The sequence below is a fragment of the Amycolatopsis echigonensis genome (genome assembly GCF_002846615.1).
Lineage (GTDB): Bacteria > Actinomycetota > Actinomycetes > Mycobacteriales > Pseudonocardiaceae > Amycolatopsis > Amycolatopsis echigonensis.
The window spans coordinates 6,181,930-6,194,847 of the sequence record NZ_PJMY01000003.1 but is presented as its reverse complement, the minus strand read 5'-3'; the positions used below and the strand labels follow the sequence as shown (position 1 = coordinate 6,194,847).

Genomic DNA, 12,918 nt, shown 5'->3' with positions numbered 1-12,918 from the left:
GAGAAATTCCGGATCCGCCGAACAGATCACACCGTGGGAATCCTGCTTGACAAACTCAGCCGAGGCCGAGTGCGAAAACGTGGAGGTCCGGATCGGACGGAAGGGTCACCGTCGCGATCTTCTTGCCGGCCGGGATTTCCAGCGGCGAGGTGGCGTAAACCGAGGCGCCGATTCCCTGGCCGCCGGGCTGATTCCGGTGCGCCGTGCGGGCTACGAGCGTATTGCCGAACACTGGTTCGGTATTTCCGCCCGGCAACACCCAGTCACCGAACGAAAGATCGGCGGTCGCCGTCGTGCCGTCGGTGAACGCGACGGTCGCGCTCCCCCGGTGGTCGCCGTTCGTCGCCGAACCGACGAAAAGCAGGCGGGCGGCTGAAGTTCCACCTAGATCGAGCTTCTGCCCGGCGGCGACCGCGTTGTCCGGACGGCCGGACGGCGCGGCGGGCCAGACGAACGTCGTGCCCGCAGCGTGCCCGGTCGCACCCGGAGCGAGACCGGCGTCGGCGAGCGCTTTCCGCGAATAGCTGTTTCCGGCGCCGTCGAAATTGGCCGAACCGGCGTCGCCGTCGTCGGAGATTCCGGCATTGTCGAAGGCGCCAACCAGGCTTCCCTTCGGCGCGACCAGGACAATTATCGAGGAAGAAACTGTATGTCCGGCCCCGCGCAATGTCACCGGAACTTGGTAGTAACCCGCGGGAGTTCCTGCCGCCGCGGTCACGGTCAGTGCGGTTTTCCCGCTCCCGGTCCGGTCGTCGAGCCGCACCGAACGCGGGCCGGACACGGTGATTCCGGCCGGTGCCGACGTCGAAATGTCCAGCGAGCGCAGGTGCCCGCCGAGCCGCTGACCGTTGACCGCGACGGCACCGGAGCCGCCTGGCTCGACGGTGACCTGGTTGGCCACCGAGCCGACGTACGGTTCCTCACCGTCCCGATAGGACGGTGGCTGCGTGTTCGCCGCCCAATTCCGGTCCGGCTGCGCGGACAGCGCGAAGTCGAGCCGCCCGCCGTCTCGTGCCAGGCCCCGCGGAAGCGACGTCCGATCCCACTCGTGCCCGTTCAACGCCAGGCCGTGGACGTACTGTGTGGTCGTCGAGGCCCCCGGCGCGCGGATGTCCAGCGTGCGGCCGCCGGGGAGCGTCAGCACCGCGCGCTCGAACAACGGGCTGTGCACGGTGAGATCCGGCGTGCCCGGAGTCGACGGGTACAGCCCCAGCGCGGCCCAGACGTACCACGAAGATTGCGCGCCGAGGTCGTCGTTGCCGGGCTCGCCGTCCGGCGTCGCGCTGAACAGCGTGGTCGCGATCCGGCGCACCACCTCCTGCGTCTTCCACGGCTGGCCGACGTGGTTGTACAGCCACGGCACGCCGAAGTCCGGCTCGTTGCCCGCCCACATGTACGGTTCGTTCGGTCCGACGTTGAGCTTCTGGAAGAACGTGTCGAGCCGCTGCGACACCGCGGCCGGACCGCCCATCGCGGTCACCAGTCCGGCCGTGTCCTGCGGCACGAGCCAGGTGTACTGCGCGGCGTTGCCCTCGTCGAAGCCGTCCTGGCCGAAGGTGCCGGGCGGGGGCGGCTGGTACGCCGGACCGTCCGGGAACCGGCCGTCCTGGCCGCGCGGCTGGAGGTAGCCGGTGGCCGGGTTGAACAGGTGCTGCCAGTTCTGGCCGCGTTTCGTGAAGTCGCGGGCGACGCCGCGGTCGCCGATCGCGCCCGCGAACTGCGCGATGGCGAAATCGTCGATCGCCCATTCGAGCGTGATCGAGGCCCCGACGCGCGCGTGGTCGCCGCGGGAGGCGTCGTTGTTCGGCAGGTAGCCGCGGGCGAGGTAGTCCGCGATCCCCCGGCGTTCCTGGTAGGCACCGGGCGTCTCGTCCACCGATGTCGCGCCCTTGACCAGGTATTTCAGCGCGGTCTTGACGTCGAAATCGCGCGCTCCGAAGGCGTAGAGGCTCGACAGCAGCGCGACCGAACTGTCGCCGGTCATCTGCCCGGTGTAGCCGTTGGCCATCGGCCAGCGCGGCCACCAGCCGCCCTGGACCGCGTCGTTGGTCAGCGACTGCGCCATGTCGCTGGCTTCCTTCGGGAACAGCATGCCGTGCAAGGGCGCGAGCGAGCGGTAGGTATCCCAGTCGGAGAAGTTGGCATATTGCGAATGCCCCGCCGGGAGCGTGCGGATCTGGTTGTCGAAGCCGATGTAGCGGCCGTCGACGTCGTTGAACGTGTTGGGGTGCATCAGACTGTGGTAGAGCGCGGTGTAGAACGTCTTGAGCTGTGCGGAATCCTTGCCGGCCACGCGAATCCGGCCGAGTGCGTCGCGCCAGGCGTCCCTCGTGTGCCCGCGCACCGCGGCGAAGTCCCAGCCGGGCGCCTCGGCGGCCATGTTGTTCTTCGCGCCCTGAACGTCCACATAGGACATCGAGACTTTCGCGTGGACCACGCCAGCGTCGCCGAACGTCAGGTACGCTCCGCCTTTCGGCGCGTCGACCTGGTCGCTGCCCGGCTGGACGGTGTTGCCGTCCCAGGTGCCGTGCGCGGTGAACGGGCGGTCGAAGGTGATGTCGTAGTACACGGTGTACTTGTTCGATTTCCCGCAGAAATGACCGGTCGTCGCCTGCCCGCTCACCTCGTGGTCGCCGGTGATCCGCAGCCCGGCCGCGGAGTTGCCCGCGAGACTCGCGCCGCCCTTCACGAGCACCTGCGCGTTCTGACCGGCGGGGAAGGTGAACGCCGCCAACCCCGTGCGAGTGGTCGCCGTCAGCTCCGTGCGCACGCCGGAATCGGGGAACGTGACGGCGTAATAACCGGGCTCCGCCTGCTCGCCGTCGTGGGTGAAACGCTCGACGCGGTCCCACGGTTTCGCTCCGACGTCGCCGGTGACCGGCAGGATCGGAACGTCGCCGAACGCGTTGCAGCCCACCGACGCGTGGTCGAGGCTGAAGCCGCGGATCTTGTCGCTGTGGTACTGGTAGCCGGCGTAGGACCCGTCGGTGTCCGGCGAGAACTGCATCATGCCGAACGGCGCGGCCGGGCCCGGGAAGTTGTTGATCTCGCCGACCGAAGTGCCGCCGCGTCCGGTGCCGATGAGCGGATCGACGTACGCCGCCGGATCGCCGACCAGCGCAGCCTGCGGCGCGGCCGCCGCGACGGTCCCCGCTCCGACGACCGCCGCCGTCACCAACGCTGCCACGACTGAGTACCGCACGGCACCTCCCAGACCTCGTGTTGTCCGACCTTTCCGGCTCGCGGGCGGCGAGGTCAACCGAATGACAGAGATCTGGCCGGTTCTGGCCGGACAGACATCCGACCGGCGGCACGGCGGCTGACGTTCCGGGCAACGCACCGCCCTCAGGCGTGCGCCCGGGTCAACCGCCCGATTCCTGGCCAAGAACCGCGTCCGGCGGGCTAACGTTGCCGACCATGACAGAACCCGCCACCCGGGACGTCGAGGGCTACGAGGTCGGCTCCGGCGTCTCCGTCATCCGCGAATACACCACCGAGCCCGGCACCGGGCCGCGCCTGCACCAGCATCCCTACCGCGAAACCTTCGTCGTCCAGCGCGGGCGCGCGCTGTTCACCATCGGCGGCGAGCAGCGCGAAGGCGCCGCCGGGGAGGTGCTCGTCGTGCCTCCGAACACGCCGCACAAGTTCGTTTCGCTCGGTCCCGAACCGTACGAGGCGGTGCACATCCACGAGAACGACCGGTTCGTCACCGAGTGGCTGGAGTGAGGTCAAGCCGCATTTGTACGTCCCGTGTATCCCGCTAGGCGATGCTCGGCCCGGACCGACCAGGACCGGGAGGACACGGATGTTCAGGAAACTCGCAGTGCTCACCGCCGGAGCCGCGGCGGCTGCCACGGTCGCCGTCGCCACTCCGGGCGTGGCCGCCGCGCTGCCGGCGGCGAACATGGAGGCCGTGCTGCTGGCGGCCCAGATCGACCCGCAGCGCGCCGACAGCACGCAGACGCCGGGCGCGCACGACAGCGTCCTGCTGGTCGAGAAGGCGCTGCAGGCCAAGGGGCTGCTGGACGCCAAGTACGTCGACGGCTACTTCGGCACCACCACGATCGACGCCTACGCGAAGTACCAGAAGTCCCTGGGCTACACCGGACTCGACGCGTCCGGCCTGCCCGGCAAGACGTCGCTGGAGAAACTCGGCGCCGGCCGGTACACCGTGTCGAACGTGGTGTCCGCGGGCAGCCACGTGACGTATCACGGCGTCACGCTGAACACGCGCACCAAGGCGATGCTCCAGGCGGCGGAGAAGCTGTTCGGCAAGGAAGTCGGCCTCACCCAGGGTTCGTACAACCCGGGCGGCGTCGGCGCTTCGGCCGGAACGCACGACGGCGGCGGCGCTTTGGACGTATCGGTGGCGAACATGTCGTCGGCGACCCGCGTCGAATTCGCCAAGGACCTGCGGAAAGTCGGATTCGCGGCCTGGGTGCGCACGCCCGCCCAAGGCGACTGGGGCTACCACATCCACGCGATCGCGGTCAACGACCCCGACCTGTCCTCGGGCGCGCAGCACCAGGTCGGCGCCTACTACCTCGGGCAGAACGGCCTCGCCAACCACGGCAAGGACGACGGTCCCGCGGTCAACCCGAAGCTGACCTGGGAGCAGTACCAGCGCGGCTGACTCACCCGGCTGCCGCATTTGCTGGCGCGAGTGCGGCAGCCGTGCTTGTCTGGTGCCATGGCGGGAAAAACATTTCGGTTCGGGGTCGTCGCGGCAGCGCAGGAGGGTGGCGCGAAATGGCGCGAAACCGCCCGCCGCGCCGAGGATCTCGGCTATTCGACCCTGCTGTCGCCGGACAACCTCCACCTCCCTACGCCGACCGCGGCGCTGGCCGTCGCGGCGGCGGTGACGACCGAACTGCGGGTCGGGACGTTCGTCTACGCCAGCCCGTTGCGCACGCCGCGCGCGGCCGCGTGGGAGGCGCACAGCCTCAGCGTGCTCACCGACCGCCGGTTCGAGATGGGGATCGGCACCGGGCTTCCGGCGATGCGCGAGGCTGCCGCCGAACTGGGCCTGCCTTACGGAAACGGCGCGGAACGGCTGACCCAGGTGTCGGACACGATCTCGCACCTGCGCCGGCTCGACGGCGACGCGCACACGCCGGTGATGATCGCCGCGGGCGGGCCGAAAGCCCGTCAGCTGGCAGGCGAACGCGCGGACATCGTCACCCTCGCCGGCAGCGTCCTCGCCAGCCGCGCGGACACCGCCCAGTACGCCGCCGAGATCCGCGCCGCGGCAGGCGGCCGGGAGGTCGAGCTGGCGATGAACATTTTCGTCGTCGGCGAAGAAATCCCGCCGTGGATCCGCGGTTTCATCGGCCACGACATCGAAACGCTCGTCGAGCACGATTCCCTGACGCTGCTGCGCGGCGGCCCGGCCTCGATGGCCGAGGAACTGCAGCGGCGGCGCGAGGAACTCGGGGTGTCCTATTACAGCGTGAACGGCGCTTTCCTCGAGGACTTCGCCCCGGTGGTCGCGCGGCTCAGCGGGCGCTGACCCGCCGCTCGGCGGGCGCCGGGAATAGCCGCGCCCGCCGATGGATTGCACCGAGGGTGAAAGCTGTGACCTACCGCCGGTTCGGCGGCCCGGAAGTGCTGACGTTGTCCGAACTCGCCGTGCCGGAGCCAGGGCCGGGCGAGGTGCGCGTGCGGATCGTCGTGTCCGCGGTGAACCCGACCGACTGGAAGGCCCGCTCCGGCTCCCGATTCTCCACCGAGGCGGAGTTGTCCGTGCCGAACCAGGACGGGGCCGGCGTCGTGGACGCGGTCGGCGCCGGCGTGGACGGCTTCTCCGTGGGCGACCGGGTCTGGCTGCTGCTGGCCGCCGCGCACAAGCCGACGTCCGGGACCGCGCAGGAGTACACCGTGCTTCCGGCGGACCGGCTCGTCCCGCTCCCCGACGAGGTCGGTTTCGACGAGGGCGCCGCTTTCGCGATCCCGGCGCTCACCGCGCACCGGGCGCTCACCGTCGCCGAGGACGGACCGCAGCGGCTCGCACCGAATGCGTTGTCCGGCAAGACGATCCTGGTCAGCGGCGGCGCGGGCGCGGTCGGCAACGCCGCGATCCAGCTGGCGCGCTGGGCCGGGGCGACCGTGATCGCCACAGTCAGCACCGAGGACAAGGCCGCGCTCGCGCGCGCCGCCGGCGCCCAGCATGTCGTGCGGTACACCGAAGGAGACGTCGCCGCGGCGATCAGGGAAATCGCGCCGGACGGGGTCGACGTGATCGTGGAGGTCGCCGTCGGCGTGAACGCTCCCCTGCACACCGCGGTACTCCGCCCGCGCGGGGTGGTGGCGGCCTACGGCGACGACCGCGGCACCGGTACCGTGACTGTCGACTTCGGACAGAACGTTTACCTCAACAGCCGGTACCAATTCCTGGTGCTCTACACCGTCGGCTTCGACCGCCTGCACGCCGGCGCGGAAGACCTGAACGCCGCACTGCGCGACGGCGGACTGCGGCTCGGCCCCGAGCACGGGCTGCCCGTGCACCGGTTCCCGTTGGCGGAAACCGCTCGTGCGCACGAGGCGTCGGAGAAGGGCGTCACCGGGAAGGTGCTGATCGACGTCAGCTGAACACCGGCTCGACTCCGGTCAGCTCCACGCTCGCTGCCCACAACCGAGCAGCGGCCTCGACGTCCGCGTACGGTCCGCGCACCGGCTCCGGCCGAGGCTTCCCCTTGAGGCCGAACACGCGCGGACCCCAGATCTGACCACTGTGGACATCCGGACCGACCGCCGCACGCACCGCCGGCCGCGCGCCGCCGTCCTTGCCCTGCAAGGCAATTCGCGCGAGGCTCAGCTTCTGTTTCGTGCTCCGCACGTGCAGCGGCGGCCGGTCCGGAGTCAGACTGTCCAACGCCCCGCCAGGATGAGCAACGACACTCAGCCTGCCGCTGCCTGCTGCCCTCAGCCGCCGATCCAATTCCAACGCGAAGAGCGTTTGCGCGAGCTTCGACCGCTCGTACGCGGTTTTCGGCTGGTAGTCGCGCTGGCACTCCAGATCGTCGAAATCGAGCTTCGCTGACTTAGCCGCGAAACTGCCCATGGTCACGATCCTCGCTCCCGGCTTCAACCGGTCCTGAAGCGTCGCCGTCAGCGCGAAGTGCCCGAGATGGTTGACCCCGAAGGTCATCTCGTGCCCGTCCTTGGTCTCCCGACGGTCCGGACCTTCGAGGTAGACGCCCGCGTTCAGCACGACCGCCTCGAGCGCCCCGACCTCGATCCCCTTCACCGACGCCAGGTCGGCAAGGTCCAGCCGCGCCCACGTCGCGCGCGCTCCCGGCACCCTCTCGCGGAGTACCTTCAGCGCGACCTCCGCCTTCGCCGCGTCCCGGCTGCCGAGCACCACCTCGATTCCCGCCTCGGCCAGCTGTTCCGCGACGAAGTAGCCGATCCCCGCGTTGCCCCCGGTTACCAGCACCGTCATGACACCCCTCCTAAACCTGAAGTGATTCTGACTTTAGACCCACTTCAGGTTTAGGTAGACTGCGGGTCGTGGTCAACACGGGACGTCGCGAACGCCGCAAGCTCGAAACCCGGCGACGGCTGGACGAGGTCGCGCTGCGGCTGTTCCTGGAGCATGGCTACGACGGGGTGACCGTCGCGCAGATCGCCGAAGAAGCCGACATCTCCGTCGCGACCCTCTTCGCCCACGTCCCGGACGGCAAAGAAGCCCTGATCTTCGACGACGGCTCGGAACGCCTAGCCGGCATCGTCGCCGCGGTCCGGAACCGCTCCCCGGAGGAACCGATCCTCGCGGCCCTGCACCGGTTCTTCGCCTCCCGCGGCCCGTATTCGACGGACCTCCCGCCGGAACACGCCCCGAAACGGGACCTGATCGTGCGAACACCCGCCCTGCGCGAGTACGCGCGCCGCCTGTGGCATTCCTGCGAACCCGACCTAGCCGCCGCCCTAGCCGACGAGAGCGGCCTCCCACCGGACGCCCCGGCGGTACGTGCCTTGGCGCGGTTCGTGCTGGAAATCCCGGACCTCACCGGCACCGCACCGGATCCCGCCGCCGCACTGGGGTCGGTGTTCGCCCTGCTGGAATCCGGCTGGCCGCCGCGTTCCTGACCTCGACCCCGCCCCTCCCCTTGGGGGCTGCCCATGCCCAGCCTGCTGACCCCACCCGACAAAACCAGCCCGCGAAGGGCGAACTGGCCGCTTGCTCCACAACGTGGACGGGATGTGGAGGACCGGGCGAGCGGCAACAGCGAGCAGCGGTACCCCGCCGCCGGGCAACCACACGGAAGAGATCCCGCCGACCACCACGAGAACGGACAGCATCCTCAGCAGGCGCCACTCACCACGCGCACTTCGGCGAGTACTTGCCGTACCAGCGCACCGAACTCCTCGCCCTCACCCCCGAGGATCCACTCGTCGTGGGCGATTTCCCAGGCGAGCGCGCCCAGTTTTCCAGCAACCCGCGCGGTCCTCCCGGCGACTCCGCGGCGTTCGAGAGCTTCGATCATCGAGTCGACGAGGCCGATCCTTTTCCGCGCTTCGCGTTCCGCCAGTTCCGGATTGGCGTCGAGCACGGCCTGCCGACGGGCGCTGAACTCGCGACGGCCCTCGGTGAAGACCTCCTGGCCGAGCACGTCCAAGGCGTGCGCCACCGCCTCGAGCGGTTCGGCGTCGGGCGGTGCCGCGGCGATGGCGTCGACGAGCAGGCCGGTCAGCGCGCTTTCGCCGAAGAGCACCTCGCGCTTGTCCGGGAAGTACCGGAAGAACGTGCTCTTGGTGAGGCCCGCGCGCTCCGCGATCTCGATCACGGTCGTGTTCTCGTAGCCGTGTTCCTCGAACAGGTCGAGGGCCGCGGCGGCGAGCCGCCCTGGTGCGTCCGGTTGCCAGCGTGCCATGGGGAGAAGTCTACGGGACTTTGTCCCATCACTCGGGTACGGTGGTGATGAGACCAAGTCCCATCACTGGCCGAGGAGAAAAGACCGATGAGCAGAGCTGTCCGTTACCGGCAATTCGGCGGACTCGACGTACTCGAACTCCAGGAGGTGCCCGAACCGCACGCCGGACCGGACGAGGTTCGCGTCCGGGTCACGGCTGCCGGGCTGAATCCGATGGACTGGCAGATCGCCGCCAAGCCCGAAATGGCGGCGCGGTTCGGCATCACCCTGCCGGCCGGGTTCGGCAGCGACTTCGCCGGAGTGGTGGACGAGGCGGGAGCCGAAGCCGCCGGATTCAGCGTGGGCGACCGGGTCCACGGGGCTGCGATCGGCCGGTCCGTCGCGGATTTCGTGCTGGTCAAGACCCCCACCACGACGCTGTGGCGCACTCCGGAGAGCATCAGCGACGAGGTGGCGGCCACGCTTCCGGTAGCCGGGCTGACCGCCTCCGCCGCGCTCGCCGCGATCGGGCTCCGCGCCGGGGACGCCGTCCTGATCGGCGGGGCGGCGGGCGGCGTGGGCATTTTCGCCGTACAGCTGGCGAAACTCGCGGGCGCCCGGGTGCTTGGCACCGCTTCCGAGCGCACATTCGGCTTCCTGCGCGAGCTCGGCGCCGAATCCGTGGCGTACGGCCCCGGCCTCCCGGACCGCGTGCGGGCCTTGGCACCCGAAGGGATCACCGCGGCGACCGACCTGTTCGGCCGGGAAGCAGCCGAGGCCGCGCTCGAACTCGGCGTGGCGCCCGAGCGGATCTCCACCGTCGCCGACGGCCCCGCCTTGCCCGGTGTGCACGCGACGGGCGCGGTCGACGCGAAACCGGGCTCCCTCGAACGGATCGCCGACGTGATCCGTTCCGGAGAACTCACCGTGCCGATCGCGGCGACCTTCCCGGTCGAGCAGTTCCGCGAAGCCGTGACAATGCAAGCCGGACGGCACGTCCACGGCAAGATCGTGGTCACGCTCTGAACCGGTAACACGAGCACCGAATCCGAAGACCAGGTCCGGACCTGGTTTTCGGGACGACGGTTCACCCAAAACGGCTTCGGCAGAATCCCGGCGCAGCCTCGCCTCGTCCGGCGCGATCACCGCCAGCAGACGCCGAGAATCCCATTCCCTTCACCGGACCTGCCCCTTCCCCGAACCGGACGCTCTCCCCTTCACCGGCCGTTACCACAACCGGCGGATCGGGCGGAACCTGACTTTCGCAGGTATCGCCGAGACTCCGGTCACCGGTATACCTGACACCGGTCCAAGAAAGGTCTGGACCACTCTGCGGACCGGTACTGGTGTCCGAACGGACGTCGCCGCCGTCCGCCCGAGTCGTCCTATGGGGAGGCAGCATGCACCGGCTGGACGCGGCACGGGATTACGCGCTCGGTTTGTTCCGCATCGTCGTCGGGTTTCTTTTCGCCTGCCACGGCGTGAAAACCCTGTTCGGGGTGCTCGGCGCGCACGACACGGCGCCGGTGGGCGCCTGGCCGGGCTGGTGGGCCGCGCTGATCCAGCTCGTCGCGGGCGGGCTCGTCCTGCTCGGCGTCGGCACCCGGATCGCGGCGCTGATCGGATCCGGGTCGATGGCGTACGCGTACTTCTCCGTCCATGTGCCGCAAGGGCTTTTCCCCATCGAGAACGGCGGCGAAGCGGCCGCGATGTTCTGCTGGGCACTGCTGCTGCTCGCGTTCACCGGCCCCGGCCGGCTCGCGCTCACCGGGGCGCTCTCGGCACTGCGGCCGCGGGGCGCGCGTGTCGGAGCGGTCCCGCACGCTTGAGGAAACACCCGCCTGTCCCCGGGCGCTGCCAGGAACCTGAGCGGCGTGGCCGCACCGGCTGCTGAGCGTCCACAAAGGACGCCAAGCAATGTCCCTAGTCTTCAGACGGCCCGCCGTCAGCCAGCCCGGACCCGCCAAACCCTTCGCCCCGAGGCGGCCGCGCCCGTCGCACCACTGAAGTTCCTGGCATTGCCGTTAAAGACCGAGGCACAGAAACCGCTGTCGACCCAACCAACCGAAGACCCTCGCCGGTTCAGTGCGGCTGCCCCGATTCCGCCAGCGCGTCGATCGCCCCCACCAGTTCGTTCAACGCGGGCACCGCGGCCGCGATCAAATGCCGCCATGCCGGGTGCACGCCGTCCAGCGCCGCGGCCAGGATCGCGGCGTTGTGCCCCTGCCACCGCTCTACCGCGGCGCGGCCGGTGTCGGTGAGTTCGAGCGCGACCGTCCGCCGGTCGTCGCCGCCGCTGGTGCGGGTGACCAGGTCTCGCGCCCGCAGTCCGGTCACCATCGTGGTCACCGAATTCGGCGCGAGCTTCAGCAATTGCGCGATCCGGCTCGGCCGCGCACCCGGGTTCTCGAAGAGGCAGGACAGCAATTCCAGTTGCGCGACCGACAACGTGTTGTCCGGATCGGCCGTGCGCGCGGCCCGCCGCATGGCGCGCCGGAGCCGGGCGACGACGTCGGCGAGGGCGGGTTCGGGTGCCGTCACCGGGCCTGCTCCGGGCGCGCCGCCAGCCCGGTCGCCGCGGCCAGGACTCCGGCTCCGGCCAGCACCGCCAGCGCGGCCGTTTCCCCGCCGGTGTGCAGGCACAGTGTCACCAGCGCCACGCCCAGCGCCGTCCCCAGTCCGCGCGCCATGTTCACCAGTCCTCCTCCGGTGGCCGACATCCGCGCCGGGATCGCGCTCATGACAGCCGAGTTGTTGGCTGGAATGAACACTCCCAGACCGAGCCCGGCCACCACCAGCGACACGCCCACCTCCCAAGGAGCGGACGCCGGTCCCAGCGCCGCGCATCCGGCCGCCGCGACGAGCGCGCCCAGGACGGTGCGTCCGCGGGAGCCGAGCCGCGCCGGCAGCACCCGGTCGGCCAGCACCGCGGCCACCGCGAACCCGGCGGGAAGACAGGTCAGCACCGCGCCGGTTCCGCCCGCCGTGCCGAGGACCTGCGGCAGCAACGTCAGCGGCCCGAACAGCACGAGGTAGCCGCACAGCGCCCCGGCCAGCCCCAGCGACACCACCGGCGGCCGCAGCACCGACAGCTGCAGAATCGGACTGCTCGCCGCCTTCTCCCGCAGCACGAATCCGATCGCCGCGCACACGGTCGCCGCGGCCAGCGCGACGAGCAGCCACCCGGGCATCTCCAGTCCGGACACCCCGGAAATCACCAGCAGCAACGCCGTCGACGCGGTCGCCAGCAGCCCGACGCCTGCCCCGTCGAACCGGCCCAGCGGCGTGCGCTCGCGAGTGCGCGGCAGCAGGTACCGCCCGGCGATCAGCCCGGCCAGCCCGACCGGCGCGTTGACCAGGAAGACCCACCGCCAGCCGACGGTGTCGACCAGCAGCCCGCCCACCGCGGGCCCGAGCGCGAGCCCCAGCGCCTGCGCCGCCGCCTGCACGCCGAGCGCGGCGCGCGCCCGGTCCTCGCGCACGCTGCGCACCACCAGCGCGACGCTGTTGGCCTGCAACATCGCCGCGCCGATCGCCTGCACCACCCGGAACGCGACCAGCCAGCCGAGCGTCGGCGCGAGCCCGCACGCGACCGACGCGACGGTGAACACGCCGAATCCCTGCACGTAGGTGAGCTTCCGCCCGACCGCGTCGGCGACCCGCCCGACCGCGGCCAGCAATCCCACCAGCGCGAGCAGATATGCCAGCGACACCCACTGCACGGCGGCCAGCGGAGCCCCGTATTCGTGCTGCAGCGCGGGGAAGGTGAGCGTGACGATGCTGGCGTCGAGCTGCCCCATGAACGCGCCGAAACACACCGCGCCGACGGCGAACCACCCGGCGTTCGGATGATCCCGCACGACCGCCGGCCGAGCCCGCTCCAGGCCGATCGTCACTGCCGCCTCCCGCTCAAGTAGTTCTGCTACAGAACTACTATAGGGGATGTACGTACATATGCCAGACCCGGTATGGTGACGTTTACCTGATCGGCGGGGTGAGATAGGTCGCCCGCCGAGTTAACTGGAGGCAACGACCGCGACGTCGCCAGCCTCGGCCAGCACCAACT

Annotated in this window: 12 protein-coding genes; 7 read left to right on the top strand and 5 right to left on the bottom strand. The window is 70.2% G+C overall.

All coding sequences use genetic code 11. From position 1 onward, the window contains the following. Positions 1-55 precede the first annotated feature (55 nt). Positions 56-3,202, bottom strand: coding sequence for a GH92 family glycosyl hydrolase (locus ATK30_RS34450; protein WP_244194814.1), 3,147 nt, complete (start codon positions 3,200-3,202; stop codon positions 56-58). Positions 3,203-3,417: 215 nt separating this feature from the next. Between ATK30_RS34450 and ATK30_RS34445 the strand changes: the two genes are divergently transcribed. The 4 genes from ATK30_RS34445 (at position 3,418) to ATK30_RS34430 (ending at position 6,588) form a co-directional block, all read left to right on the top strand. After that, the gene (locus tag ATK30_RS34445) at positions 3,418-3,726 is read left to right on the top strand and encodes a cupin domain-containing protein (RefSeq protein WP_101438958.1); all 309 of its coding nucleotides are present in this window, start codon (positions 3,418-3,420) and stop codon (positions 3,724-3,726) included. 79 nt (positions 3,727-3,805) lie between these two features. After that, a complete protein-coding gene (locus ATK30_RS34440; protein WP_101438957.1) occupies positions 3,806-4,633 on the top strand; it encodes a peptidoglycan-binding domain-containing protein in 828 nt (275 codons plus the stop codon). Positions 4,634-4,690: 57 nt separating this feature from the next. Continuing rightward, the gene (locus ATK30_RS34435; protein ID WP_101438956.1) at positions 4,691-5,509 is read left to right on the top strand and encodes an LLM class flavin-dependent oxidoreductase; all 819 of its coding nucleotides are present in this window, start codon (positions 4,691-4,693) and stop codon (positions 5,507-5,509) included. A 56-nt stretch (positions 5,510-5,565) separates the two neighbouring features. Continuing rightward, positions 5,566-6,588 (top strand): NADPH:quinone reductase, encoded by a 1,023-nt coding sequence (locus tag ATK30_RS34430; protein ID WP_101438955.1) that lies wholly within the window; start codon positions 5,566-5,568, stop codon positions 6,586-6,588. Here the strand turns inward: ATK30_RS34430 and ATK30_RS34425 are convergent. Then, positions 6,581-7,441, bottom strand: coding sequence for an SDR family NAD(P)-dependent oxidoreductase (locus ATK30_RS34425; RefSeq protein ID WP_101438954.1), 861 nt, complete (start codon positions 7,439-7,441; stop codon positions 6,581-6,583). The genes ATK30_RS34430 and ATK30_RS34425 overlap by 8 nt on opposite strands. Before the next feature lie 68 nt (positions 7,442-7,509). Here ATK30_RS34425 and ATK30_RS34420 point away from each other — a divergent pair, with 68 nt between their 5' ends. Then, the gene (locus ATK30_RS34420; RefSeq protein ID WP_208637486.1) at positions 7,510-8,088 is read left to right on the top strand and encodes a TetR/AcrR family transcriptional regulator; all 579 of its coding nucleotides are present in this window, start codon (positions 7,510-7,512) and stop codon (positions 8,086-8,088) included. A gap of 215 nt (positions 8,089-8,303) precedes the next feature. Here ATK30_RS34420 and ATK30_RS34415 read toward each other — a convergent pair whose 3' ends face one another. After that, positions 8,304-8,873, bottom strand: coding sequence for a TetR family transcriptional regulator (locus tag ATK30_RS34415; RefSeq protein WP_101438952.1), 570 nt, complete (start codon positions 8,871-8,873; stop codon positions 8,304-8,306). Positions 8,874-8,960: 87 nt separating this feature from the next. On the opposite strand from ATK30_RS34415, the gene ATK30_RS34410 reads away from it, so the two are divergent. Together ATK30_RS34410 and ATK30_RS34405 are read left to right on the top strand one after the other, a co-directional pair. Beyond that, complete coding sequence (locus ATK30_RS34410; RefSeq protein WP_101438951.1) at positions 8,961-9,878, top strand: NADP-dependent oxidoreductase; 918 nt, start codon at positions 8,961-8,963, stop codon at positions 9,876-9,878. A 374-nt stretch (positions 9,879-10,252) separates the two neighbouring features. Continuing rightward, positions 10,253-10,681, top strand: a complete 429-nt coding sequence (locus tag ATK30_RS34405; protein WP_101438950.1) for a DoxX family protein — start codon at positions 10,253-10,255, stop codon at positions 10,679-10,681. A 253-nt stretch (positions 10,682-10,934) separates the two neighbouring features. Here ATK30_RS34405 and ATK30_RS34400 read toward each other — a convergent pair whose 3' ends face one another. Both ATK30_RS34400 and ATK30_RS34395 read right to left on the bottom strand, forming a co-directional pair. Beyond that, a complete protein-coding gene (locus ATK30_RS34400) occupies positions 10,935-11,393 on the bottom strand; it encodes a MarR family winged helix-turn-helix transcriptional regulator (protein WP_101438949.1) in 459 nt (152 codons plus the stop codon). Further along, positions 11,390-12,748: an MFS transporter gene (locus ATK30_RS34395; RefSeq protein ID WP_101438948.1), complete on the bottom strand. Its 1,359-nt coding sequence runs from the start codon at positions 12,746-12,748 to the stop codon at positions 11,390-11,392. The genes ATK30_RS34400 and ATK30_RS34395 overlap by 4 nt, the downstream gene beginning before the upstream one ends. Positions 12,749-12,918 lie beyond the last annotated feature (170 nt).

Bases quoted from the DNA above. Each gene is read 5' to 3' on its own strand.
- ATK30_RS34445 (WP_101438958.1), top strand. From the start codon at position 3,418: ATGACAGAACCCGCCACCCGGGACGTCGAGGGCTACGAGGTCGGCTCC.
- ATK30_RS34440 (WP_101438957.1), top strand. From the start codon at position 3,806: ATGTTCAGGAAACTCGCAGTGCTCACCGCCGGAGCCGCGGCGGCTGCC.
- ATK30_RS34435 (WP_101438956.1), top strand. From the start codon at position 4,691: ATGGCGGGAAAAACATTTCGGTTCGGGGTCGTCGCGGCAGCGCAGGAG.
- ATK30_RS34425 (WP_101438954.1), bottom strand. From the start codon at position 7,441: ATGACGGTGCTGGTAACCGGGGGCAACGCGGGGATCGGCTACTTCGTC.
- ATK30_RS34415 (WP_101438952.1), bottom strand. From the start codon at position 8,873: ATGGCACGCTGGCAACCGGACGCACCAGGGCGGCTCGCCGCCGCGGCC.
- ATK30_RS34410 (WP_101438951.1), top strand. From the start codon at position 8,961: ATGAGCAGAGCTGTCCGTTACCGGCAATTCGGCGGACTCGACGTACTC.
- ATK30_RS34405 (WP_101438950.1), top strand. From the start codon at position 10,253: ATGCACCGGCTGGACGCGGCACGGGATTACGCGCTCGGTTTGTTCCGC.